24 protein-coding genes are annotated in these 22212 nt (G+C 66.6%); 14 read left to right on the forward strand and 10 right to left on the reverse strand.

Annotation, left to right across the window (positions count from 1 at the left end; all coding sequences use genetic code 11):
- The first annotated feature begins 5 nt into the window (after positions 1–5).
- Genes B9C43_RS27370 through ribA form a run of 6 tightly spaced genes read left to right on the forward strand, consistent with a single transcriptional unit; the run spans position 6 to position 4776 of the window.
- Positions 6–974: a zinc-dependent alcohol dehydrogenase gene (locus tag B9C43_RS27370; protein ID WP_033387846.1), complete on the forward strand. Its 969-nt coding sequence runs from the start codon at positions 6–8 to the stop codon at positions 972–974.
- Positions 975–1003: 29 nt separating this feature from the next.
- Positions 1004–1402 (forward strand): 6-pyruvoyl trahydropterin synthase family protein, encoded by a 399-nt coding sequence (locus tag B9C43_RS27375; protein ID WP_033387845.1) that lies wholly within the window; start codon positions 1004–1006, stop codon positions 1400–1402.
- Positions 1375–2451: a glycosyltransferase family 4 protein gene (locus B9C43_RS27380; RefSeq protein ID WP_235038866.1), complete on the forward strand. Its 1077-nt coding sequence runs from the start codon at positions 1375–1377 to the stop codon at positions 2449–2451. The genes B9C43_RS27375 and B9C43_RS27380 overlap by 28 nt, the downstream gene beginning before the upstream one ends.
- A complete protein-coding gene (locus tag B9C43_RS27385) occupies positions 2439–3245 on the forward strand; it encodes a class I SAM-dependent methyltransferase (protein ID WP_084429902.1) in 807 nt (268 codons plus the stop codon). Before B9C43_RS27380 ends, B9C43_RS27385 begins: the two co-directional genes overlap by 13 nt.
- Complete coding sequence (locus B9C43_RS27390) at positions 3242–4159, forward strand: lysylphosphatidylglycerol synthase transmembrane domain-containing protein (protein WP_084429903.1); 918 nt, start codon at positions 3242–3244, stop codon at positions 4157–4159. Before B9C43_RS27385 ends, B9C43_RS27390 begins: the two co-directional genes overlap by 4 nt.
- Positions 4156–4776 carry a GTP cyclohydrolase II gene (gene ribA, locus B9C43_RS27395; RefSeq protein ID WP_051794656.1) on the forward strand — a complete coding sequence of 207 codons (621 nt, stop codon included), beginning with the start codon at positions 4156–4158 and terminating at the stop codon, positions 4774–4776. The genes B9C43_RS27390 and ribA overlap by 4 nt, the downstream gene beginning before the upstream one ends.
- Positions 4777–4778: 2 nt before the next feature.
- On the opposite strand, the gene B9C43_RS27400 is transcribed toward ribA, so the two are convergent.
- On the reverse strand, positions 4779–5480 hold the full coding sequence (locus B9C43_RS27400) for a creatininase family protein (RefSeq protein ID WP_084429904.1): 702 nt from the start codon (positions 5478–5480) through the stop codon (positions 4779–4781).
- A gap of 8 nt (positions 5481–5488) precedes the next feature.
- Positions 5489–6319 carry a transglutaminase domain-containing protein gene (locus B9C43_RS27405; protein ID WP_084429905.1) on the reverse strand — a complete coding sequence of 277 codons (831 nt, stop codon included), beginning with the start codon at positions 6317–6319 and terminating at the stop codon, positions 5489–5491.
- Between the two features lie 53 nt (positions 6320–6372).
- On the opposite strand from B9C43_RS27405, the gene B9C43_RS27410 reads away from it, so the two are divergent.
- Positions 6373–7275: a nucleoside hydrolase gene (locus tag B9C43_RS27410; protein WP_084429906.1), complete on the forward strand. Its 903-nt coding sequence runs from the start codon at positions 6373–6375 to the stop codon at positions 7273–7275.
- Here the strand turns inward: B9C43_RS27410 and pdxR are convergent.
- Positions 7250–8716, reverse strand: coding sequence for a MocR-like pyridoxine biosynthesis transcription factor PdxR (gene pdxR, locus B9C43_RS27415; protein WP_084429907.1), 1467 nt, complete (start codon positions 8714–8716; stop codon positions 7250–7252). The two genes, B9C43_RS27410 and pdxR, sit on opposite strands and share 26 nt — an antisense overlap.
- A gap of 29 nt (positions 8717–8745) precedes the next feature.
- On the opposite strand from pdxR, the gene B9C43_RS27420 reads away from it, so the two are divergent.
- Positions 8746–9348, forward strand: coding sequence for a LysE family translocator (locus B9C43_RS27420; RefSeq protein ID WP_033387835.1), 603 nt, complete (start codon positions 8746–8748; stop codon positions 9346–9348).
- Here B9C43_RS27420 and B9C43_RS27425 read toward each other — a convergent pair.
- A complete protein-coding gene (locus B9C43_RS27425; RefSeq protein WP_235038867.1) occupies positions 9345–9935 on the reverse strand; it encodes a DJ-1/PfpI family protein in 591 nt (196 codons plus the stop codon). The genes B9C43_RS27420 and B9C43_RS27425 overlap by 4 nt on opposite strands.
- Before the next feature lie 78 nt (positions 9936–10013).
- The gene (locus B9C43_RS27430; protein ID WP_084429909.1) at positions 10014–11183 is read right to left on the reverse strand and encodes a cytochrome P450; all 1170 of its coding nucleotides are present in this window, start codon (positions 11181–11183) and stop codon (positions 10014–10016) included.
- Between the two features lie 91 nt (positions 11184–11274).
- On the opposite strand from B9C43_RS27430, the gene B9C43_RS27435 reads away from it, so the two are divergent.
- Both B9C43_RS27435 and B9C43_RS27440 read left to right on the forward strand, forming a co-directional pair.
- Positions 11275–11877, forward strand: a complete 603-nt coding sequence (locus tag B9C43_RS27435; RefSeq protein WP_084429910.1) for a TetR/AcrR family transcriptional regulator — start codon at positions 11275–11277, stop codon at positions 11875–11877.
- Positions 11878–11920: 43 nt separating this feature from the next.
- Positions 11921–12304, forward strand: coding sequence for a nuclear transport factor 2 family protein (locus B9C43_RS27440; protein WP_200825712.1), 384 nt, complete (start codon positions 11921–11923; stop codon positions 12302–12304).
- On the opposite strand, the gene B9C43_RS27445 is transcribed toward B9C43_RS27440, so the two are convergent.
- The gene (locus B9C43_RS27445; protein ID WP_084429911.1) at positions 12301–13863 is read right to left on the reverse strand and encodes an AMP-binding protein; all 1563 of its coding nucleotides are present in this window, start codon (positions 13861–13863) and stop codon (positions 12301–12303) included. The genes B9C43_RS27440 and B9C43_RS27445 overlap by 4 nt on opposite strands.
- Before the next feature lie 178 nt (positions 13864–14041).
- Here B9C43_RS27445 and B9C43_RS27450 point away from each other — a divergent pair, with 178 nt between their 5' ends.
- Positions 14042–14839 carry a putative protein N(5)-glutamine methyltransferase gene (locus B9C43_RS27450; RefSeq protein ID WP_235038868.1) on the forward strand — a complete coding sequence of 266 codons (798 nt, stop codon included), beginning with the start codon at positions 14042–14044 and terminating at the stop codon, positions 14837–14839.
- A 5-nt stretch (positions 14840–14844) separates the two neighbouring features.
- Here B9C43_RS27450 and B9C43_RS27455 read toward each other — a convergent pair whose 3' ends face one another.
- Entirely contained in the window at positions 14845–15558 is a 714-nt protein-coding gene (locus B9C43_RS27455; RefSeq protein ID WP_235038869.1) for a class I SAM-dependent DNA methyltransferase, read from the reverse strand.
- A 117-nt stretch (positions 15559–15675) separates the two neighbouring features.
- Here B9C43_RS27455 and B9C43_RS27460 point away from each other — a divergent pair, with 117 nt between their 5' ends.
- A complete protein-coding gene (locus tag B9C43_RS27460; protein ID WP_143446632.1) occupies positions 15676–16761 on the forward strand; it encodes a hypothetical protein in 1086 nt (361 codons plus the stop codon).
- Here B9C43_RS27460 and B9C43_RS27465 read toward each other — a convergent pair.
- Positions 16750–17397 carry an RraA family protein gene (locus B9C43_RS27465; protein ID WP_084429914.1) on the reverse strand — a complete coding sequence of 216 codons (648 nt, stop codon included), beginning with the start codon at positions 17395–17397 and terminating at the stop codon, positions 16750–16752. The two genes, B9C43_RS27460 and B9C43_RS27465, sit on opposite strands and share 12 nt — an antisense overlap.
- A 95-nt stretch (positions 17398–17492) precedes the next feature.
- Here B9C43_RS27465 and B9C43_RS27470 point away from each other — a divergent pair, with 95 nt between their 5' ends.
- Positions 17493–18644 (forward strand): metallophosphoesterase, encoded by a 1152-nt coding sequence (locus B9C43_RS27470; RefSeq protein ID WP_084429915.1) that lies wholly within the window; start codon positions 17493–17495, stop codon positions 18642–18644.
- Positions 18645–18898: 254 nt separating this feature from the next.
- A complete protein-coding gene (locus tag B9C43_RS27475; RefSeq protein WP_235038870.1) occupies positions 18899–20221 on the forward strand; it encodes a sulfite oxidase in 1323 nt (440 codons plus the stop codon).
- Here B9C43_RS27475 and B9C43_RS27480 read toward each other — a convergent pair.
- Together B9C43_RS27480 and B9C43_RS27485 are read right to left on the reverse strand one after the other, a co-directional pair.
- On the reverse strand, positions 20208–20732 hold the full coding sequence (locus tag B9C43_RS27480) for an NUDIX domain-containing protein (RefSeq protein WP_084429916.1): 525 nt from the start codon (positions 20730–20732) through the stop codon (positions 20208–20210). The genes B9C43_RS27475 and B9C43_RS27480 overlap by 14 nt on opposite strands.
- Positions 20733–20743: 11 nt before the next feature.
- A complete protein-coding gene (locus B9C43_RS27485; protein WP_160096727.1) occupies positions 20744–22117 on the reverse strand; it encodes an FAD-dependent oxidoreductase in 1374 nt (457 codons plus the stop codon).
- Positions 22118–22212 lie beyond the last annotated feature (95 nt).

Raw genomic sequence — 22212 nt, forward strand, 5'->3', positions numbered from 1 at the left:
AACGAATGGAACGGGCGTTCTGGGTGCGTTCGGCTGGTCGTGGCGACATTGGGCCTGCTCATGTGCAACAACACGCGCCGGACGATGTGTTGGTTCGAACTATTTTCACCGGAGTCAGCCGGGGCACCGAAACGCTTGTCTTCCGGGGTGAAGTCCCGCCAAGCCAGTACGAGGCGATGCGGGCTCCGTTCCAGGAGGGTGACTTTCCTGCACCGGTCAAGTACGGCTACCTCAACGTGGGTGTGGTCGAGGAGGGGCCTGGCCACCTCGTCGGCAAGACAGTGTTCTGCCTCTATCCACATCAGACTCGATACGTCGTTCCGGCGGCCGCCGTGTCGGTCGTTCCGGACAATGTGCCGCCCGAACGGGCGATTTTGACCGGAACGGTCGAAACAGCCGTCAACGCCGTATGGGACGCGGCACCCATGATCGGTGACCGGATCGCCGTGATCGGGGCGGGCATGGTGGGCGCGTCCGTGGCCAAGGTGCTGTCCGGTTTTCCCGCCACCCGGGTCCAGTTGGTCGACGCCGACCCGGCGAAGGCCGAGGTGGCGGCGGCACTGGGGGTCGATTTCGCGCTGCCGGGGGATGCCAAGGACGGCTGTGACCTTGTCGTGCACGCGACGGCGACCGAGGCAGGCCTGGTCAGGGCGCTTGAGCTGCTCGCCGAGGACGGCGAGGTCATCGAGATGAGTTGGTACGGCGACCGCCGGGTAAACCTCCCGCTGGGGGAGTGGTTCCACTCGCGCAGGTTGACGATTCGAGCAAGCCAGGTAGGGAAGGTGGCCAAGGCCCGCCGCGACAGCCGCGGCTATGCCGACCGGCTGGCCGTGGCCCTCGACCTGCTGGCTGACCCGGGGTTTGACGCCCTCATCAGCGGGGAGTTCCCGTTCGATGAGCTGCCCCGGGTGATGAGTTCTCTGGCCAGCGGTGAACTACCTGGCCTTTGTCACCGTATTAGGTACGACGGTTGACGACACGAACCGATTGGGAGGGCCCCCGGGTGTTCAGCATCACCGTCCGCGATCACGTCATGGTCGCTCACAGCTTCCGTGGCGAGGTTTTCGGACCCGCACAGCGGCTGCACGGCGCGACGTTCCTCGTGGACGCAACGTTCTCGCGAGCCGAACTCGACGACGACAACATCGTCGTCGACATTGGACTCGCCACCGAGCAGCTCGGGGAGGTGCTCGCTCCGCTCAACTACCGCAACCTGGACGATGAGCCGGATTTCAAGGGCATCAACACCTCCACCGAGTTCCTCGCCAAGGTGATCGCCGACCGGTTGGCCGGCCGGATCGGTGAAGGCAAGCTCGGTGACGGCGCGCGTGGACTGTCCGAAATCACCGTCACGCTGCATGAGTCCCATGTGGCGTGGGCAAGTTACCGGCGTCAGCTGTGATCACCTTCGTTGTCCCTGGCGACATCGACGACCAGGCAGTGCCGAGCGGCGGGAACGTGTACGACCGTCGCATGGTCCGCGCGCTCGGCGCCACCGAGGTCGCGATCGCCGGGACTTGGCCGACGCCGGACGACAAAGCCCGTCAGGACTTGGCGAGCGCCCTCGCGAAGATGGACGAGGGCGCGACCGTCCTGATCGACGGACTCGTCGCCTGCGGTGTCCCGGAGGTCGTGGTGCCGCAGGCCCGCCGGTTACGCCTGGCAGTGCTGGTGCACTTGCCCCTGGCGGACGAGACGGGCCTGGACCCTGACCTCGCCAAGGACCTCAACACCCGGGAACGGGAGACGCTGCACGCCGCGGGCATGGTCATCGCGACCAGCCCGTGGGCGGCGCGCCGGATCGTGCAGCACCACTGGCTCGACGGCGACCGTGTGCACGCCGTGCCGCCGGGTACCGATCCCGCGCCGCTCGCACCCGGCACCGACGGCCGCTCACGGTTGCTGTGTGTGGCCGCGGTGACCCAGCGCAAGGGCCAGGACCGGCTCGTCGAGGCCCTCGAAGACGTCCGTGACCTGCCGTTCAGCTGCGAGCTCGTCGGCTCGTTGCGGCGGGACACCGACTACGTGCTCCGGCTGCACGAGATGATCAAGGAAAGCGGGCTGGCCGACCGGGTCACGATGACCGGGCCGAAGACCGGCGCGCAGCTGGAAGCCAGCTACGCGGCGGCGGACCTGTTCGTCCTGCCGTCGCACACCGAGACCTACGGCATGGTCCTGACCGAGGCGTTGGCCCGGGGAATTCCAGTGCTGGCAACAAAAGTCAGCGCGATGCCGGAGACCGTCGGCAAAGCACCCGACGGGACCGTGCCCGGCATCCTCACCTGGCGGCTCGCGGACGCGCTGCGCCGGTTCTTCACCGACGCGCCGCTGCGCGACAAGCTGCGGGCCGCCGCGCACGCCCGGCGGGAAACGCTGATCGACTGGGACACAGCGGCGCACCAACTGGCCGATGTGCTGGCTGACCTGGAGGAACCGGCATGTCGCAGCTGAGCAACAACACCACGTACCCGGCCGAGTGGTTGTCGCTGCGGGAGGACGCGGACGCAGCGGCCCGGTCGGCCGAACTCGTCGAGCCGCTGCGGGCGTACCTCGGTGACCGGCCCGGGCTGATCATCCGGGACCTCGGCTGCGGCATCGGCTCGATGGGCCGCTGGCTGTCGGCCAAGCTGCCCGCACCGCAGCACTGGATCCTGCACGACCGTGACCCGGGTCTGTTGTCGCGTGCCGTGGCCGGGATGCCCAGGAACGTCACGGTCACCGGCGAGCTGCAGGACATCACCCGGCTGCGCGCGACCGACTTGAGCGGGACGTCGCTGGTGACCGCGTCGGCCCTGCTCGACCTGTTGACCGCGGACGAGATGGCCGCACTGGCCGAGGCCTGCGCCAAGGTCCCGGTCTTCTTCGCCCTGTCGGTGGTCGGCCGGATCGAGCTGGACCCGGTCGACGCACTCGACGGCGAACTGGTCAAGGCATTCAACGCACACCAGCGGCGGACAGTGGACGGCAGACGGCTGCTCGGGCCGGAGGCAGTGGACACCGCCGCCAAACTCTTCCAAAACCAAGGAGCGACCGTGCACCGCAGGCCCAGCCCGTGGCGGCTCGGCGCAGGCGACGCCGCACTGATCACTGAGTGGCTACGGGGCTGGGTGGCAGCCGCCGTCGACCACCAGCCCGGTCTCGCCGAGCACGCCGAGGCGTATTTGGACCGCAGACTGGGCGACTCACAGCTGCGCGTCGTGGTCCACCATGAGGACCTGCTCGCCCTGCCGGCAGGTGCGTCATGACGAAGACCATGTGGGCGTGGGCCAAGCTGCTGATCGGCGCCGGAATTCTCGTTGCGCTTTTTCTCCAATTGGGTACCCAGAGCTTCGTGGACGGGCTGCGCGTGATCACCGTGGGCGAGATCTTCGCGGCCCTCGGCATCGGGCTGGCGACCACAGTGCTCAGTGCGTGGCGCTGGTGCCTGGTCGCCCGCCGCCTCGGCCTGCGGCTTTCTCTTCCCCGTGCGGTGCTGGACTACTACCGTGCGTTGTTCCTCAACGCCGTGCTGCCGGCGGGAGTTCTCGGTGACGTCCAGCGAGCGGTCGAACATGGACAACAGGAAGGCGACCTCGGCCGAGGTGTGCGAGCTGTTGTCCTCGAACGCATCGCGGGCCAAGCCGTGATCGTCGTCGCCGGTGTGGCCGTGCTGCTCGCGGTCCCGTCCCTCGGTCTGCCCCGTGACATCATCCTGATCATCCTCGGTGTACTCGCCGTGATCGCGGTCGCGTTCGTCGCCGCGAAACGATGGGTACGCGGCAACACCGGTCTGTCAAGGACCATCGCTGACATCAGAGCGGGACTGTTGGCCCGTAACGCGTGGCCGGGAATCACGCTACTGTCAGCGGCAGCGCTGGCTGGGCACATCTGCCTGTTCGTCGTCGCGGCCCACGCGGTCGGGTCGACGGCACCGATCGCCCAGCTGGTGCCGTTGATGGTGCTGTCGCTGCTGGCGATGGGACTTCCGGTGAACATCGGGGGCTGGGGACCGAGGGAAGGCGTGGCCGCGGTGGTGTTCGGTGCCGCCGGTCTGGGCGCCGCGCAGGGACTGACCACAGCGGTGGTGTACGGAGTGCTCGCGCTGGTCGCGAGCCTGCCCGGGGCCGGAGTGCTGATCCTCCGCGCACCGGTGCTGCGGAGATTGGAAAAGGCACTATGACGGAACTTGCCGGCTTCACCCGACGAGCCGCCGAAACCCGGCTGCCCACCCGGTACGGTGACTTTCTCGCTGTGGGATACCAGGACCCGACGTCCGCGATCGAGCACATGGCACTGGTGTACGGCGACATCACCGGGCGCGACCCGCTGACCCGCGTGCATTCCGAATGCCTGACCGGTGACGTGTTCGCGTCCACCCGGTGCGAGTGCGGTGATCAGTTATCCGCGGCGATGAAGGCGATTGTCGCCGAAGGCGCGGGCATCCTGATCTACCTGCAAGGCCACGAAGGTAGGGGCATCGGCCTGCTGGCCAAGCTGAAGGCCATGCGGCTGCAGGAAGACGGCCTGGACACAGTCGACGCCAACGTGGCGCTCGGCCTGCCCGTGGACTGCCGTGACTACCAAGCCGCCGCGGACATCCTGCAGGACCTCGGCGTGCCGGCGATCCGCCTGCTGTCCAACAACCCGCACAAGGTCGAGTCGCTTTCGCAGTACGGAATCCGTATCTCCGAACAAGTTCCGTTGCTCATCGACGTGAACGACGACAACCTGCCCTACCTCAAGGCGAAGCGGGAGCGGCTGGACCACTACCTGCCCCAGCTCGACGACCTGCTCTGAGGCTACCCCTGTTCGAGTGCCGTGAGGACGGCCGCGAAGGAAGTCACCAGGCTTGCCAGCACATCGCGGCCCTTCTCCGCTGTGGCACGGGACGGCAGGCCGACCACGCCGGATTTGGTGTACGCCTGCAAGCCCAGTGTCAGCATGTGATCGCGGTCGTCCGCCAGGTGGTCGTGTTGCGCGTAGTCCGCGCGCACGACCTCCGGGTGGGTGTGCAGCAGGATGGCCACTTCCAGTTCGCCCGCGTGCATGTCGCTGATCATCGGAGTCTCGATGCCGCCCGCGATCCTGGCGTTGTTCCAGTCCACTTCAGTCGGGAACAACGCCATCCCTGCCGACTCCTGGACCACATTGGACAGTACGTAGTTGCCGCCGTGCCCATTGATCAGGACGAGTTTCTCGATCCCTGAACGGCGCGACGACTCGGCGATGTCCCGCACGACCGCGTACAACGTCGGCGCCGAGATGCTCACGGTGCCCGGCCATGCGGCGTGCTCGTGCGAGCACGACATGGTGATCGGCGGCAGCTCCAGCACCGGATAGGCCGAGCTCAGCGCACGTGCGACGGTCGAGGCGATGATCGTGTCGGTGGCCAGCGGCAGGTGCGGTCCGTGCTGTTCGTGGCTGCCGACGGGCAGGATCGCGACGGTCGGCTGCTGGTCACGCACGTCGACGGTGGTGTTCAGGGGGAGGAACTCGGTCATGTCGTCCTTCAGATGATCGCTTCCTCGCGCTTGCGCGCCATGTTCATCACCTTAGCCGGGACACGGACCCGTTCGTCGTCCCGGAGCATCGCCTTCAGCTCGTCGGTCGGGGCGTCCGGGTGCTCGGTCAACGTGCCGAGCCGGTCGAAGAACGCCATGTCCACGTCGTCTTCGGGCTCGGGCATCATGCCCCACACGTCGAACGGCAACAGGGGCACGTCGATCAGCGCGGCGGCGTCGCGAATCATGTTGGCCGCGATCCACCAGTAGCCGGACTCCTCGAACATGCTCAGACCGAACTTGTCCGGGTCGGCTTTGCCCGCGCGGCACCACTGCCAGGCGCGGCCCGCGGTGAGGAACTTGTCCCGTGGCACGTCCGTGACGTCGAAGTCGATCGGGAACTTGGTCATCTGCACGTCGTCGATCTGCCCGTCGACCAGCACCCAGCGTGTGCCGTTCCAGTACTCGGCGACCCAGTGGTCCTCGTAGAAGCCATCGTTGAAGTACGAGCCGAACCCGCAGCGCGCCCTCGCGGTACGGCCTTGCGATCGCAGCATCGAGACGAGCAACACCGTGAAATGACGGCAATTGACGGCTGTTCGCTCCGCGGGTGGCCGCGCGATGCCCAGTGGGCGGTCGTCCTCGCCGGTGATGGCCGACAACAGCTCCTCCACCGGCCGGATGTGCACGGTCTTGCGGTCCTCTTCGGACAGTTCGACGTCGTAGAAGTGGGTCATGTACTCGTGGATCAGCAGGCCGTGGCCGACTTTGGTCAGCCCGGCGATGTCGGACGGCAATGACTCGAAAAGACCGGCGTGGCGGCCCGGCGAGGTCAGCATGTCGTCGAGCTTGGCGGAATTTATGCCTGATTCGCAAGGTATTCTCGCCAACCATGACCGCTGTGGTGCTCGACTGCGACCCTGGCCACGACGACGTGTTCGCGATGCTGCTGGCTGCCGCGCATCCGGCGATCGACCTGCGGGCGATCACGACTGTGGCCGGGAACGGGACCCTCGATCAGGTGACGGCCAACGCGCTGAAGGTCTGCGCCTTGGCAGGCATCGATGTTCCGGTCGCGGCAGGCTTGTCGCAGCGGGAAAACGAGAACGCGCCGTCGATCCACGGCGCGAGTGCGTTGGACGGCGCGGATTTGCCGCAACCCGCGGACCTCCTGGTGGACGAGGACGCAATTTCGTTGACCGAGCGTTTGCTCGCCGAAGGTCCGCTGACGATCGTCGCGACCGGACCGCTCACGAACGTGGCCGCGTTGCTGCGCAAACGTCCGGATCTCAAGCCGAGGATCGTGTTCATGGGCGGTAGTTGCGGGCGCGGGAACTGGCGGCCGCTGGCGGAATTCAACATCTGGGCCGATCCGGAAGCGGCCGACACCGTGCTGTCCAGCGGCCTGGCGGTGACCATGTGCGGCTTGGACGTCACGCACCAGGCAACGGCCACCCCGGAGGTGTTCGGCAAACTCCGTGCCATGGCGACACCGTTGGCCGACACAATGGTGGATTTGTTGCGGTTCTTCGCATCCACGTACGACGAAGTGTTCGGGATGCCGGACCCGCCGGTGCACGACCCCGTCGCGGTCGCCGCTGTGGCCGAGCCCGGTTTGCTGCGAACGGTTGCCGCGCCGGTCGCCGTCGAGCTCGCCGGAACCCACACGCGCGGCGCGACTGTGGTCGATTTGCACGGCGTGACAGGCAATCCCGCCAACGCTCATGTCGCGGTGGAGCTCGATCGGCGTGGTTTCTGGGACGTGATGCTCAGAGCCGTCGAACGGCTTGGCTGATCGTGGCGATGCCCGCTTGGATGTCGCTCGGCGTGTTGGCGGCGTATCCCAGGATCAGCCCTGGCGAACAGGGATTCTGGCAATGCCAGGACAGTGGCTGCACCTTGACGCCCGCTTTGAGGACGGCCGCGGCAAGGTCCACATCGGAGAACTCGGTGTCGAACGTGATCATCAGGTGCAGCCCGGCGGCCACGCCGTGGACTGTGGCGCTGGGCAAATGCTCACGGACCGCCTCGACCATCGCGTCGCGGCGCCGGATGTGCCGCCTGCGCAGGAACCTCAGTTGCCGTTCCAACTCGCCGGAGGACATCAGCTCGGCCAGGACCAGTTGGGGGAGCGAGGCATTGCCGAGGTCGGCAAGGCGTTTCGCGGCGATGACCGCGTCCCGGTACTTCGTCGGCACGAGCAGCCAGCCGACTCGCAGCGCGGGAGCGAGCAATTTGGACACACTGCCCGCGTAACACACGCGCTCGGCCAGCACCGACCGCAACGCGGGTACGGGCGGCCGGTCGTAGCGGTGTTCGGCGTCGTAGTCGTCCTCGATGATCAACCCGTCCCAGCGCATCAGCTGGCGCCGACGATCGCCGTCGAGGATGACACCGGTCGGGAACTGGTGCGCGGGCGTCATCATCACCGCGTTGATTCCGCTGTCCTGCAACATGTCGACGCGAAGACCTGCGGAATCCACTGGAATGGGCGGGGTTTCCAGTCCTGCGTTGCGCATGTGCTGCCGTACACCGAGAGATCCTGGGTCCTCGACGGCGACCTGGGTGATCCCGTCGTCCTGCAGGACCCGTGCGATGAGACCAAGCGCTTGCGCAACACCGGCGACGATGACCACTTCGCTCGGATCCACCCGGATCCCCCGTGTTCTCGCCAGCCAAGTCGCTACAGCAAGCCTTAGTTTGGGCGTGCCGCGCGGATCACCGTAACCGAACTCGGCTGGCGCGACTGTGTTGAACACCGTGCGTTCAGCGCGTAACCACGCCGTCCGCGGGAACGCCGCGAGATCGGGCACACCGGGGGAGAGGTCGATCCGGGCTGTCGCGGCCCGGAAGGAGTCGAACACGTCGTCCGCGGGATCGGTCGCGAACACATCCGCGGTCGACGGCGGCCGGTATGGCTTCGCGGTCGGCGCGTCAGTCGGCACGGCGACGACGACCGTTCCGCCTCGGCCGCGTCCGGCGACGTGACCATCCTCGATCAGGCGCTGATACGCCTCGGTCACGACGCCACGGGACACACGAAGGTCCGCGGCCAGTACCCGGGTCGCCGGGAGCCTGCTGCCGACGGGCAGACGTCCGTCGGACATCGCCAGCCGGAGCTGCTCGGCCAGCCAGTCGGCCCGGCCGCCCGGCGGCGCGTGTTCGATCCGCAGCTGCAGGAAGTCCGACCCCGAAGTTATGGACCTGTCAACCTGGCGCGGTTTGGCCCTACTCATGGGACCATTGTGGCAGCACAGTAGCGGCTATGAGTATCGCTTTCCTGGTCACGACGTTGATCGCGGTCGCAACGCCGGGCACCGGCGTGCTCTACACGCTGGCCGCCGGTCTCACCCACGGGCGCCGGGCGAGCGTGATCGCCGCCTTCGGGTGCACGCTCGGCATCATCCCGCACATGCTCGCCACGATCACCGGCCTGGCGGCGCTGCTGCACACCAGTGCGGTGGCCTTCGAGATCGTGAAGTACCTCGGCGTCGCGTACCTCATCTACATGGCATGGAGCACGCTGCGTGACAAGGAAGCCCTTACGATCTCGCAGGCCCCGGCACAGTCAGCCATGAAGATCGTCGTGTCGGCGGTGTTGCTGAACTTGTTGAACCCGAAGCTGACGATCTTCTTCGTGGCATTCCTGCCGCAGTTCGTGAGCGCGGACGACCCGGCACAGCTCTGGCGGATGCTCGAGCTGAGCGCGGTGTTCATGCTGCTGACCTTCGTGGTCTTCGCGCTCTACGGGGTGTTCGCCGCGTCGATGCGCACCCACGTGATCTCCCGGCCGCGGGTGATGGCTTGGCTCCGCAGGTTTTTCGCAGCCTCGTTCGTCGCCCTGGGAGCCAAGCTCGCGATCACCTAAGAGCGCCAGACGCTGCCACGCCGCTCGTACTCAAGCACGGTCTCCACCTGCTGAGCCTGCTTGGCACCGATGAACCGCTCCACCAACCACAGCGCCACCTCGAGGCCGGACGTGATGCCGCCACCCGTGATCAACGTGCCGTCGTCCACGACCCGCGCGTTGATCACGTTCGCACCCTGCTTGGCGAGATCGGCCTTGGCCCGCGAATGCGTGGTCGCGGGACGGCCCTTCGTCATGCCTGCCGCGGACAGCACCATCGTTCCGGTACAGATCCCAACTGGCAGAGCCGTGACCGCTGCCAGCTTCTTGAGGAACACCGCGTCGTTGATCAGCCGGTTCACCCCAGGCCCGGTCTTGTCGGCGTAACCACCACCCGGCACGACCAGGATGTCGGCATCCTGCGGCGACCACCCCGCCGGCACCTCGACGCGTGTGCCGAACCTCGCCGTCACCGTTGCCGGATTCCCTGTGGTGACAAGCGTTGTAGTCCACTCCGCACCCATGGCCTTTGCCAGGCCCAACACTTCGACCGGAGCCACGAAGTCCTGCTCCTCGACGCCGTCGAAGACCACGATCTGCACCCGCACTGAATCTCTCCTTAGCCTCGTCCACCCCACAGGTCGGCCAGGAAAGTCCGTTGGTTCCGTCGAACCGGATGTTGTGCGCTACCAAGTGATCGGCAGCGCCTGCAGGCCGTGAACCGGTGAGTACGGCCGGAACGGCACCTCCTCGAAGGGCACGGCCAACGCCAGCGACGGGAACCGTTGCAGCAGCGCGGGGAACGCGATCTTCAGCTCCATCCGGGCCAGTGGCGCACCCAGGCAGTGGTGCAGGCCGTGGCCGAACGCCATGTGCGCGGAGATCTTGCGGGTGATGTCGAAGCGCTCGAGGTCCTCGCCGAGCACCGGATCCCGGTTCGCCGCGGGCAGCGAGCAGATCACGGCCTCGCCCGCGGCGATTTTCACCCCGGACAGCTCGACGTCGGCGACCGCGGTACGGGGGATTCCGGAGTGGACGATCGAGAGGTAGCGCAGCATCTCCTCGATGGCCTCGTCGACCAGTCGCCCGGCCCGCACCTCGGCGAGCTGGTCCGGGTTGCGCAACAGCAAAAGCGTGCCGAGGGCGAGCATGTTCGACGTGGTCTCGTGCCCGGCGAGCAGCAGCAGGTCGGCGACGCCGGTCAGTTCCGTGTCGTCGAGCTCGTCGCCGTGGTCGCGGATCAGCATCCCGATCATGTCGTCGCCTGGGTCGGCGCGGTGTTTGGCGACGAGCTTGGCCATGTACCTACGGGACGCCTCGATCGCGGCGGTCCGCTGTGCCATCTCAAGGGTCATGTCCAGCCGGATGCTCGCGTACTGCTGGAACTCCGCGCGGTCCTCGTAGGGCACGCCGAGCAGTTCGCAGATCACCAGTGACGGAACCGGCAACGCGAAGCCGGAGACCAGGTCCGCGGGTGGCCCGGCCTGTTCGAGCGCGTCGAGGTGGTCGTTGACGATCGTCTCGATCCGGGGTTGCAGCCGCCGGATACGCCGGACGGTGAACTCAGGCGTCAGCATGCGGCGCAGGCGGGTGTGGTCCGGCGGGTCATAGCCGAGCAGGAACCCGCTCCTGGATCCGTTCAGGTCGCCGAAGGGACGGCCTTCGGGGGAGTTGCTGAACTTGGTCGCGTCGCTGAACACGACCCGGATGTCGGCGTAGCGGGTCGCCAGCCAGGCGCTGCCGCCCCATGGCAGGTCGATCTTCGTGAGCGGCTGCTCGCGGAGCTGGAGCAGGTCGTCGGGTGGGTCGAACCGGTTGCGTTGGGCGTGTAGCGGTATCTCGGGCGCTGAAGTCATCGGACTCTCCCGGTAAGTGATATTCAACTATCGCTTATTGCCACGCTAGCACAAGTGGAAGTGGGCTATCAGTCTGTTAGCGTTGCCAGATATGACCGGGCCTTCGCAGCGCCCGTTGCGTGTGGACGCGGCACGCAACGCCGAGTTACTCGTCCGGGCCGCCTGGCGGGCGTTCATCGAATCGGGTACCGAAGTCCCGCTCGACGAGATCGCCAAACGCGCGGGCGTCGGCGTGGCGACCCTCTACCGGAGGTTCCCGACCAAGGACGACTTGCTCCTGGCGGTGCTGGAATGGCGGTACGCCGAGCACATCCAGCCAGCGGTGGCCCGTGCCCTCGTTGATCCGGATCCATGGCGCGCGGTCGTCACCGCATTGGAGACGGCTCTGGCCATGGCGGCGGAGGCGCACCCCGTGATCAAGGCGCTCCGGGACCCCGGTTATTTGCTGTCCGGGTTGAAGAACCGTTTCATCGCCGACCTCACCACCATCGTCGATCGCGCACAGGACGCGGGTGTGGTGCGTCCGGACCTGCGCCCCAGTGACCTGCCGATGGTGGTGTTCATGCTGATCAGCACGCTCCGGGTGTCGCCGGATCCGGTCGAGGGGTGGCGGCGCAGTTGTGCCCTGCTGCTCGCCGGGCTGCGTCCAGGCTCCGACATCCCGCTGCCCGAGGCGGCTGTTGAAGACTGCTGAGGCAGCGGCGTTTTTGTCGGTACCCGGGTCTAGCGTGCGGCACATGGACGAAACTTCGAGGACTCGTCAGACCGCGCAGGCGTACGTCGACCGCACCGAGCGGCGTGACTGGCAGGGGCTCAGTGACCTGCTTGCTGAGGACGTCGTGTACGAGATGCCGCAGTCGCGGGAACGGATTCGTGGCCGGGCGGCGTTGCTGCAGTTCAACCAGGAGTACCCCGGTGACTGGCACTTACAGGCGCGTCGCGTCGTCGCGGACGGTCGCCATGCGGCGGCATGGATCGACGCCCGAGTCGGCGATGAGCACCAGGATGCCAACGTGTGGCTGGAGCTGTCCGACGATGGATTGATCACGCGGATCACTGACTACTGGCCAGAGCCGTACGATCCGCCTGCGGGCCGCGAGCACCTCGTTGAACGGTTCTAGGCCCGCTGCCGGAGCTTGAACCGCTGTACCTTGCCACTGCTGGTTTTCGGCAACTCGTCGAGGAATTCCACGGCACGCGGGTACTTGTAGGGCGCGATGGTCCGTTTCACGTAGTCCTGCAGCTCGGTGACCTCGGACTGGCCTTTGTGGACACCGGGCCGCAGTACGACGAACGCCTTCACGATCATGCCGCGGTCCGGGTCGGGGGCGCCGATCACGGCGACCTCGGACACGTCCGGGTGCCCGGCCAGCGCGCTCTCCACTTCGGGACCGGCGATGTTGTACCCGGCTGAGATGATCATGTCGTCGGTCCGGCCCTGGTACCAGAAGTAGCCGTCGGTGTCCTTGACGAACGTGTCGCCGGTGATGTTCCAGCCGTTGTGGACATACGTCTGCTGCCGGGGATCGGCCAGATATCGGCATCCGGTCGGGCCTTTCACGGCGAGACGCCCTGGTGTGCCGTCGGCGACCGGGTTGCCGTCGTGATCCAGGACGGCTGCCTCGAACCCCGGGACGGGCTTGCCTGTCGAGCCGGGGCGGATGTCGTCGTCTGCGGCGGAGATGAAGATGTGCAGCAGTTCTGTGCCGCCGATCCCGTCGATGATCCGGACACCGGTGGTGCGGTGGAACTCCTCCCACACCGGCTGGGGCAGGTGTTCGCCTGCGGACACGCACCTGCGCAGGCTGGTCAGGTCGGCGCCTTTCCCGGTGGCCAGTATCGCCTTGTACATCGTCGGCGCGGTGAACAGCACGCTGACCCGGTGGCGTGCGATGGCGTCGGCGAGTTCGTCCGGCGTCGCGCGTTCCAGCAGCAGAGTCGATGCGCCCACGCGCATCGGGAAGATCACCAGGCCGCCAAGGCCGAATGTGAAACCGATCGGGGGAGTGCCGGTGAACACGTCGTCGGGCTCGGGCTTGAGGATGTGCTTGCCGAACGTGTCCGCGATCGCGAGCACGTCCCGGTGGAAGTGCATGGTCGCCTTGGGCCTGCCGGTCGTGCCGGACGTGGCGGCCAGCAAGGCGACATCGTCTGCGGCGGTGTCGACGGCGTCGTAAACGTCGCTTTTGGACTCGGCCATGCTCGGCAGTTCGCCTGCGTACGTGATCACGGGCAGGCCGACGCCGGTGAGCGCGTCGGTGAACCGGTCGTCGCTGATGATCAGGCTGGGCTTGGTGATCTCGACCATCGTGTCGATCTCGACCTTGCGCAGCAACGGCATGGTCGTCACCACGACGCCGCCAGCCTTGAGCACGCCGAACCAGGCCGCGACCAACCACGGATTGTTCGGGCCACGCAACAGGACGCGATTGCCCGGCACCAAGCCGTAGTCCTCGGTCAGCACGTGCGCGATCTGATTGCTGCGCCGGTCAAGCTCACCGTAAGTCCAGGTCTCGGTGTCGGTCCGTAAGCACGGCCGATCCGGGCTGACTGGGGCGAGCAGTGCCGTCGCGCAGTTGAGCCGCTCGGGAGCGGCCGGGTCGAGCAGGAACTCCGGCTGTTGCTCCTGCGGCGGGAGGTTGTCCCGGCAGAACGTGTCCACGTGGGCGGAGCGCGCCATCGCACCCTCCTGCGGGTCGGGTATGTCACTTGGGTGACGACCGTCAAGTTCACTCTACAAGCAGGCGGGTGTCAAGGGCGTGTACTGTGGATCGCGGCAGACCGACCGAGGAGGTGAGACCCATTAACGCCACGTCAGGCCGGGTGCTCATGCTCCTGCACGGTTCCGATCGCGAACGGTGAGCCAGCGAGCGCCTGAGGATCATCGAAAGGCGCTGGACATCTATCCCGAAATCGTTTCCCAACTGCGTGCTGTCGGCTGCGTGTTCGCCGAAGACGAGGCACGCCTGCTGATCAACGCGGCCCGGACCCCCGTCGACCTCGCCGAGATGGTCGACCGAAGGGCCGCGGGCCTCCCGCTGGAGCACGTCCTCGGCTGGGCCGAGTTCTGCGGCCAGCGCATAGCCGTCGACCCCGGGGTCTTCGTTCCCCGGCGGCGCACGGAGTTCCTGGTTTCCCAAGCTCTTGCGCTGACCGCGCCGGGCTGTGTCGTCGTGGACTTGTGCTGTGGGTCAGGTGCGGTCGGTGCGGCGTTGGCTGCCTCGGCCGATCTCGAGCTGTATGCGGTCGACATCGACCCCGCCGCCGTGCGGTGCGCTCGGCGCAATGTGTCCAATGTGTACCTTGGTGATCTGTACTCGCCGTTGCCGCCGGGATTACGCGGGCGCGTGGACGTCCTGGTCGCCAACGCGCCTTATGTTCCGACAGAGGCGATCGCGTTGATGCCGCCGGAGGCTCGGGATCATGAGCCTTTGGTTGCTCTTGACGGTGGAGCGGACGGACTTGACGTCCAGCGCCGGGTGACTGCCCAGGCTTGGCAGTGGCTGGCCCCAGGCGGGCATCTGCTGATCGAGACCAGCGACCGTCAGGCTCCGCACACGGCTGCGGCTTTCGCCGAGCACGGTCTGCGCCCCAGGATCGAGAGATCAGAGGAGCTGGGCGCGACCGTGGTCATCGGAAGCAAGGCGGCGGCGTAGGAACGCTACTGCTTGCGCCATACCGAGATGTGCTTGTGGCTGTCGCTGGTGAACGGGCTGCGGTCCCAGTCTTCGAAGCGTTCGTGCAACGCCATTCCCGCCATCCGGGCCATCAGGTCCAGTTCAGCCGGCCAGACGTAACGGAACGGCATGGAGAATCGACGTTGCACCGCGCCGTCGGCCAGATGGTAGTGGTGCGAGATCATTCCCTGGTTGGCGATGTCGTATTCGTCGAAGCCAAGGTGTGTCGGGCTGATGTTGAACGGGCGCGCCGTTTCGCCCGGCGGAATTCGTTGCAGTTGGGGCACTCCCACCTCGATCACGAAGAATCCGCCGGGCACCAGGTGCTCCGCGACATTGGCGAAACACGCGACCTGAGCGTCCTGTGTGGTCAGATTCGAGATCGTGTTGAACACGAGGTAGGCCAGCTGGAACCGGCCGGGTGCCTTGGCGGTCGCGAAATCGCCGACCGTCACGCCGATCCGCTCCGCGCCGGGTTTGGCGTGCAGCCGCGCGAGCATTTCCGGCGACAGGTCGATCCCGTGCACCGCGACACCGGCTTGGCTCAGTGGTACGGCGATCCGGCCGGTGCCGATGCCCAGTTCGAGCGCGGGTCCGTCACCCGCCAGGTCCCGCAGGAACTGGACCACGGGTACGACGGGCATGTCCTTGACGCCTTTGTCGTAGTCCTTTGCCACATCTTCACCGAAATGGTTCACACACCACCCTGGCATCGGAGAACGGCGCCGGGCCACCCAATTTCGGGCGAATGGGTCTTGACGGCCCGCGCGTGATCACTAGCGTGAGATGCATCCACTATGGACCTAGGGGTGGCCATGTCATGGTTGCTGAGCGCTGTTCTCATGGTGTTCAGCAGTGTGATCACGGTTTTGCCGGTGAAGGTCACGTCGAACTTCGAGAACTATTGGGGCGTCAGCCTCAACCGGGACTGCGGGTTTTCTGAACCGCTGGACAACGGCCAGGCGCTTTGGTTGTTCTGCGACACAGCGTGGAGCGACTTCAACGGCAGTCACTTCGTTTCCGGGTCCACCGCCGCAGTCGGGCCGTACAGCGCTGGTCTGGTGCCCACTGAACTGAACGAGCTGTCGATGTCGCCAGGACCTCCACCGAAGCCGCCGCATTACGGCAGCCCGTCGCAATTCCTGCCTGCTCCCGCGGGCTTGCTCAATCCGAGTGGGCAGCCGTGCACGCCGAACGTGGGGCAGTACCCGGCGTCGTGGATCACCGGGATCGCCACCGTCACGCCGGACAACCTGCTCGTCACCTACGCCGATCTCTGTGTCACGGACACCGAGAAGCCGTTCTTCATCCAGGGCTTCGGTATCGCGGAGTACAACCCCGCCAACAACGCCGTGACCGCACGGACGACGGTGTTCTCCACGCCAGGCGTTCAACTCCCGGCCGCGAAGATCCTCGGTTCGCCGATCTACACCGGGGGGTTCGTGTACCTGTACGGCTTCGAATGCACGAACTGGTTCAGCGGAGTCTGTGTCAACGGCAGCACGAACGTCGCCAGAACTGATTCCTGGCGTGCGCCCGGCAACTACCAGTGGTACTCGCAGGGCGCGTTCGTCTACAGCCACGCACAAGCGACCAACATCATCCCCTCCGCCGCGGCCGGTGTGTCGGTGCACCGGTTCGGGTCCGCGGGTCTGCACGCCATCCTGCAGAAGGATCTCGGCGGCGGGTTCGAGGTGTGGCGCGCGGCAACCCCGGTGGGCCCGTGGATCCAGCGGTCGAGCGGAAAGGTCGCGTGCTCGGGCGGCAGCGGCCACGACCTGTGCCGTGCGCTGACCGGGCATCCGGAGTTGTCCACGGCCGATCACATGATGATCTCGTACTTCAACCCGGGCAGCGGTCACGTCGAGGCCGCGCTTGTCCCGTGGGACTCAGCTGAATGACAGCTTGCTCGGCTCGCCACGCTTGAGCGCTTCGACGTGCACGGCGAGGTTCGTGCCGTCACTCAGCGTTCCGCCCGCGGCCAGGTGTTCGGTCAGCTTGCGCTCGGCTTCCTTGACGGCCAACGCGGCGTCGAGCAAGTCCGAGACCCTGCCGGGATCGACGACGATCAGGCCTTCCTCGTCGGCGAGGACCATGTCGCCGGGGTTCACGACCACACCACCGCACGTCACCGGGACCTGCAGTTCGCCGAGTTTCACCGTGGTCCCGGCCATCGGCGTGAGGAACCGGCTGTAGATCGGCAGCTGGCAAGTCGACACGAAACCGATATCCCGGTAACCGGCGTCGATGACGATCCCGCCGAGGCCACGGGTCAGTGCGCCGCGGGCGAACATCTCACCCGCCAGCGCCAGCTCGCGCGCACCGCCGTCGACCACGATCACATCGCCTGGTGCTGCGGTTTCAATGGCCTGGAGCACGCCGAGGAAGTCGTCACGGCACCGCACGGTGTACGCCGGGCCGAAGATCCGGGGCTGCGCGGACCGCAGCTTGATCGCGCTGTGCATCACCCTGGTCGTCTTGTCCGCGTCGCAGATCGCAGTGGTGTCCACCTCGCGAAACCGTGCCGCCAGCTCCATCGGTCCTCCTGGTTTGGTGCTCGGCGAACAGGCTAAGCCGAGTGCACGGTAGCTTGGATCCCGGAAGGTCATCTTTGCCCGGAAGGTCACTGTCCTTGTTCTTTTTGCTGCTCGGTGTGCCTGCCGCGCTTGCCCACTATTACCTCTGGCGAAGACTCGTGCGAGACACGACGCTCAAGGGCAGCCGCGGCAGATTGTTCGGGAACGTGGCGCTGCCCGCGGCCTTCGTCCTGATGATGGCCGCCTTCGTGCTCCAGCGGGACGTCGAGTTCCTGGCGTGGCCGGGCTTCATGTGGCTCGCGCTGATGTTCTATCTGACGCTCGTGCTCGGTGTGCTGGAGATCCCGAGGCTGCTGGTCAACCGCCGGGTCAAGGCACCCGTGCTGGTCGGCGCGGACGAGCCCGACGCGGTGCCGCTGCCGAGCAGGCGCGTGTTCATCGCCAGGTCCTTCGCGATCGCCAGCGGGATCACCGCGGGCAGCATCGTCGGCTACGGCGTGAGCAAGGCACTCGGCGCGCCCGAGATGACGTCGGTTCCCGTGCCGATCAGGCGGCTCGACCCGGCACTGTCCGGGTTCCGGATCGCGGTGGTCAGCGACATCCACCTCGGGCCGCTGGCCGGACGCGGGCACACCGAGCGAATCGTCCGGATGATCAACGAGCAGCAGCCCGACCTCGTCGCGATCGTCGGTGACCTGGTCGACGGCAGCGTCGACAGGCTTGGTGACGCCGCGGCACCCCTGCGTGACCTGGTCAGCAAGCACGGCAACTTCTTCGTCACCGGTAACCACGAGTACTACTCCGGGTTCGAGCCGTGGCTGGCGGAGTTGGAGCGCCTCGGCGTGAACCCGCTTCGCAACGAACGAGTCGCCATCGAACGCGGCGGCGCGACCCTCGACCTCGCCGGCGTCAACGACGTCACGGGCGGCCAGTTCGACGACGGCCCCGACATCGCCCGCGCACTCTCCGGCCGCAACACCGCCAACCCCGTCGTGCTGCTGGCACATCAGCCGATCCAGGTGGAGACGGCATCGAAGCACGGCGTGGACCTCCAGCTGTCCGGGCACACGCACGGCGGCCAGATGTTCCCCTTCCACCTGGCTGTCCCGCTTCAGCAGCCCGTCACCGCGGGACTGGAGAAGATCGACGACACGTGGGTCTACGTCACCCGGGGCGCCGGATTCTGGGGCCCGCCGGTGCGTGTCGGTGCGCCGCCCGAGATCTCGATGATCCAACTGACCACATAGGACCATGTTGGCCCTGCGGCGGACGCGGCGTGATGGACGGTCCCTTGACCGAGAACCACTTGCCTTTGAAATCAATGCGCGTCTGCCGAAGTGCCGGTAGTCGCGCTGGTCTTCGGAGACTTGGACGTGCGCGCCCGTTGCTGACGTAGTCGAGCGTCACGATCGCCTTCGACAGATGGAAAGGCCCGACGCGGGACGCGATCAGCACCGCATGCCGCTGGATCCGCCCCCGCGCCATCCAGGGCAACAGCAAGGTGCACACCGGCATAGCGCGCCGCGCAAGCCTGATCCGCCGCGGCGTCCGCTATGTGGACGTGCTGGAACAAAAAGCGGCGCACCAGAAAACTGCCCGCATGCTTACCGACGAGTCGACCTACGACCAAGTACGCCACCGGCAATGGCTTGCCGGCGCGGCCCGCGGCCTGTCCCGCCGTACCGTGCTGCGGATGTCGGTGATCGGGGGAACTGCGATGGCCGTCGGGACGGCGGGGACGGCATCCGCGACCGGTCCGATCGTGAAACCGTTGCCTCCGGAATTCTTCGAAGTGTACGGGGCCAACGCGGAAACGAAGTGGGAATCGTTGAGCGGACAGGGATACCTCACGCCGATCGACCGGTTCTTCGTGCGCAACCACACTTCCACGCCCACGATCGACGTGAACGCTTGGCGGCTGCGGGTGTTCGGCAGTGGACTGCGCCGTGGCCCGGCCGAGTTCAGCTACCGCGATCTGCGTGCGCTGCCCGCCGAGACAACCACTGCGTTCATCGAGTGCGCGGGCAACGGCCGCAGTTACTTCACCAGCCAACAGGGCCAGCAAGTATCAGGCACGCCCTGGAAACTCGGGGCTGTCGGCGTCGCACGATGGCGCGGCGTCAAACTGTCCACTGTGCTCGCCAAGGCCGGGCTGAGCAGGAACGCTGTCGACGTGCTGCCGTCCGGTCTTGACGCCGACTTCGTGACCGGTGGCGTCAACCTCGGCAAGGTCCGCAGGCCGCTGCCGATCGGCAAAGCACTGGACGACGTGCTGCTGGCGTACGAGATGAACGGCCGGCACTTGCCGCTCGATCACGGTTTCCCGGTCCGGCTGGTGGTCCCGTCCTGGATCGGGATCTCGTCGATCAAGTGGCTCGGCGAGATCGAGGTGTCCGAAACGCCGCTCGTGTCGCCCTGGAACACGCAGTTCTACCGGCTCGTCGGCCCGACGTACCCGGCCGAGGGCACAGTGGTCAGCCGCCAGGTTGTGAAGAGCGCGTTCGAACTGCCCCGGGACGCGACCTTGGCCGCTGGGCAGCGGCACGTCCTACGTGGCCGTTCCTGGTCGGGCAACGGCAGCATCCGTAACGTCGACATCAGCGTGGACGGCATCAAATGGCATCCCGCGAAGCCGACGAGCCACGCTTACGAGCGGGGCTGGCTTCAGTGGGAGTTTCCGTGGCGTCCCAAGCAACCGGGCGCCTACACACTCCACGCCCGCGCGACGGATTGGAGCGGCGTGACGCAGCCGGTCGTCACGCCGTACAACACGCAGGGCTACCTGTTCGACGCGATCGTGCCGCATCCCGTCACAGTGGTTTGAAATCAGCGGGCCCGTCTGAGCCGAAGAACTTCAGCGCGGCTTCCTCGTGCAAGGAGAAAGCCAGCCCACGCGGGCCGAAGATCACTCCGCGCTCGGATGCCTCGCTGTTCGGCGTGAAAGGCGGCAAATCGGACACCTGCACCTGCGGGGCGACGGAGAAAAGCAGGACATGCCGTGGATCCGGCTCGGTCGAGGTGAACCACATCGGCTGCAGCGTCGCGGAGTCCACGAGCATGCCCGCTTCCTCGCACAGTTCGCGGGCGCCTGCCTGCTGCCATGTCTCGCCTTGGTCGACGAATCCGCCGACCAAGGCGAGCTGGCCGACTGGCGGGATGGCTCGCCGTACGACGAGCAGCCCGGTCCGCGAACCGTCCTTGACCGGCACCAACACGATGGCGACCGGCGTCGGGTTCGCCCAGGTCTGCATGCCGCAACCAGGGCAGACGCGGGGATAGCCGGACGTGTCGGCGTAGGCGGTCCCGCAGGAGGAGCAGTAGGCGTCGCGCTTCATGACACGGGAATCTAGATCCTCGGCAGGAGACTTTCGGTGAACCGCCACAGGAGGGTCGAGTCGTTCGTGTGGAACGCGGCCCCGGTGTAGAAGGTGTTGTGTCGGCCTTGCAGGGCGCTGAGTCTTCGGTAGAACCCGCCCGCGATGTCCCGGCCGCTGACGCTCAGCAGGAAAGGCGCGTGGCTGGCGAACATCTCGAACCGCGGCTGGGTGGTGGGAAGGACACCGGTGGATTGCAGCCTGCCGAGGGCGGCGAGGATGTCCGCGCGTACTCGCGCTTCGGGCAGTGGACGGCTGCTCCCGTAGTAGGCGATGAAGATCTCGGGAATGCCTGTGGCGGCGAGCAGGTACAGCCCAGGCATGGTCGGCATGTGCTGCCGGGCGGCGTCCGCGCTGACGTTCTGGATCGGGACCTGCGCAACGCCCGGCAGCCGCAGCACACTGGTGTAGTAGCCGCCCGGGCTGAACCGGCTGAACAGTGCCCGTTCGGTGCTGTCGAGATCGAACCTGGCCAGGTTGGCCAGCAGCGGCGGCACGGTCACCACCAGTCTGCGTGCCCGGATCGTGCGTGGTCCGTGTGGAGTGCTGACAAGCACCTGGACTCCGGCACGCTCACGGCTCACCTCGGTTACCGTGGCGTTCAGCAGCACATCGTCGCCGAGATGTGTGGTGATCTTCTCGTAGAGCTCGCTGTTGTCGCGACGGCTGGTGGTCACGGTCGTCTGGGTGAGCATTCCGTGAACCGCCGGGCCATTGAGGTACTTCATCTCATAAAGGGCAGGCAGGTCGAACAGGTCGCTGCGGCCCTGGCTCACCAGGTACAGCAACGGGGCCAGATCCGCGAACCCGTGCTTGGCCATCAGGTCGGTGAACGGTGCCACCAGTTCCGGCGGTACCGGGTTGGGCAGGTCCGGCCCGTCTTCCAGATACGGGTACTGCTCCAGCACCTCCGCGTACTCGGCCAGCCTGCTCATCGGCGGCATCCGGTAGTTGTCGACGGGCAGGCCGGTCCGGTAGTCGGCGAATCGGATCGTGCCGGGATTGGTCTTGGCGAAGCTCAGCGGCACATCGAACCGGCCGAAGTGGCGGCGGACGAGCGGGATGTCGTGGTACCCCACCACACCGATGTCGGCGGTGCCGCCCGTGACCGGATCGCGGAACGTCTCGGTGTGCCCGCCCAGCCTGTCCTCGCGCTCGACCACAACGACCGAACGGCCCAGGTCACGCAGTCGGACGGCGGCATAACTGCCGGATGCTCCGCCGCCGATGACACAGACATCTCGCTGGATCACCCGGCCACTGGAGGCATGCGCTTGCGGTGTGACCATCACCGCGGCGCCCGCTCCCGCCATGGCCTTCAGTAATTGCTTTCGGGTCAACGTCATGCGCGAACCCCCTTGATTCAAATGACTTCCCATCATTGAATCCACGAAGATCGAGGCGCGACCAGCGGCTGAACGGAGGCGGGCGGACCGCCGTT

It is taken from the genome of Kibdelosporangium aridum (assembly GCF_900176515.1).
GTDB lineage: Bacteria > Actinomycetota > Actinomycetes > Mycobacteriales > Pseudonocardiaceae > Kibdelosporangium > Kibdelosporangium aridum.

Bases quoted from the DNA above. Each gene is read 5' to 3' on its own strand.
- B9C43_RS27370 (WP_033387846.1), top strand. From the start codon at position 6: ATGGAACGGGCGTTCTGGGTGCGTTCGGCTGGTCGTGGCGACATTGGG.
- B9C43_RS27385 (WP_084429902.1), top strand. From the start codon at position 2,439: ATGTCGCAGCTGAGCAACAACACCACGTACCCGGCCGAGTGGTTGTCG.
- B9C43_RS27390 (WP_084429903.1), top strand. From the start codon at position 3,242: ATGACGAAGACCATGTGGGCGTGGGCCAAGCTGCTGATCGGCGCCGGA.
- ribA (WP_051794656.1), top strand. From the start codon at position 4,156: ATGACGGAACTTGCCGGCTTCACCCGACGAGCCGCCGAAACCCGGCTG.
- B9C43_RS27400 (WP_084429904.1), bottom strand. From the start codon at position 5,480: ATGACCGAGTTCCTCCCCCTGAACACCACCGTCGACGTGCGTGACCAG.
- B9C43_RS27405 (WP_084429905.1), bottom strand. From the start codon at position 6,319: ATGCTGACCTCGCCGGGCCGCCACGCCGGTCTTTTCGAGTCATTGCCG.
- B9C43_RS27410 (WP_084429906.1), top strand. From the start codon at position 6,373: ATGACCGCTGTGGTGCTCGACTGCGACCCTGGCCACGACGACGTGTTC.
- pdxR (WP_084429907.1), bottom strand. From the start codon at position 8,716: ATGAGTAGGGCCAAACCGCGCCAGGTTGACAGGTCCATAACTTCGGGG.
- B9C43_RS27420 (WP_033387835.1), top strand. From the start codon at position 8,746: ATGAGTATCGCTTTCCTGGTCACGACGTTGATCGCGGTCGCAACGCCG.
- B9C43_RS27430 (WP_084429909.1), bottom strand. From the start codon at position 11,183: ATGACTTCAGCGCCCGAGATACCGCTACACGCCCAACGCAACCGGTTC.
- B9C43_RS27435 (WP_084429910.1), top strand. From the start codon at position 11,275: ATGACCGGGCCTTCGCAGCGCCCGTTGCGTGTGGACGCGGCACGCAAC.
- B9C43_RS27440 (WP_200825712.1), top strand. From the start codon at position 11,921: ATGGACGAAACTTCGAGGACTCGTCAGACCGCGCAGGCGTACGTCGAC.
- B9C43_RS27445 (WP_084429911.1), bottom strand. From the start codon at position 13,863: ATGGCGCGCTCCGCCCACGTGGACACGTTCTGCCGGGACAACCTCCCG.
- B9C43_RS27460 (WP_143446632.1), top strand. From the start codon at position 15,676: ATGTCATGGTTGCTGAGCGCTGTTCTCATGGTGTTCAGCAGTGTGATC.
- B9C43_RS27465 (WP_084429914.1), bottom strand. From the start codon at position 17,397: ATGGAGCTGGCGGCACGGTTTCGCGAGGTGGACACCACTGCGATCTGC.
- B9C43_RS27480 (WP_084429916.1), bottom strand. From the start codon at position 20,732: ATGAAGCGCGACGCCTACTGCTCCTCCTGCGGGACCGCCTACGCCGAC.
- B9C43_RS27485 (WP_160096727.1), bottom strand. From the start codon at position 22,117: ATGACGTTGACCCGAAAGCAATTACTGAAGGCCATGGCGGGAGCGGGC.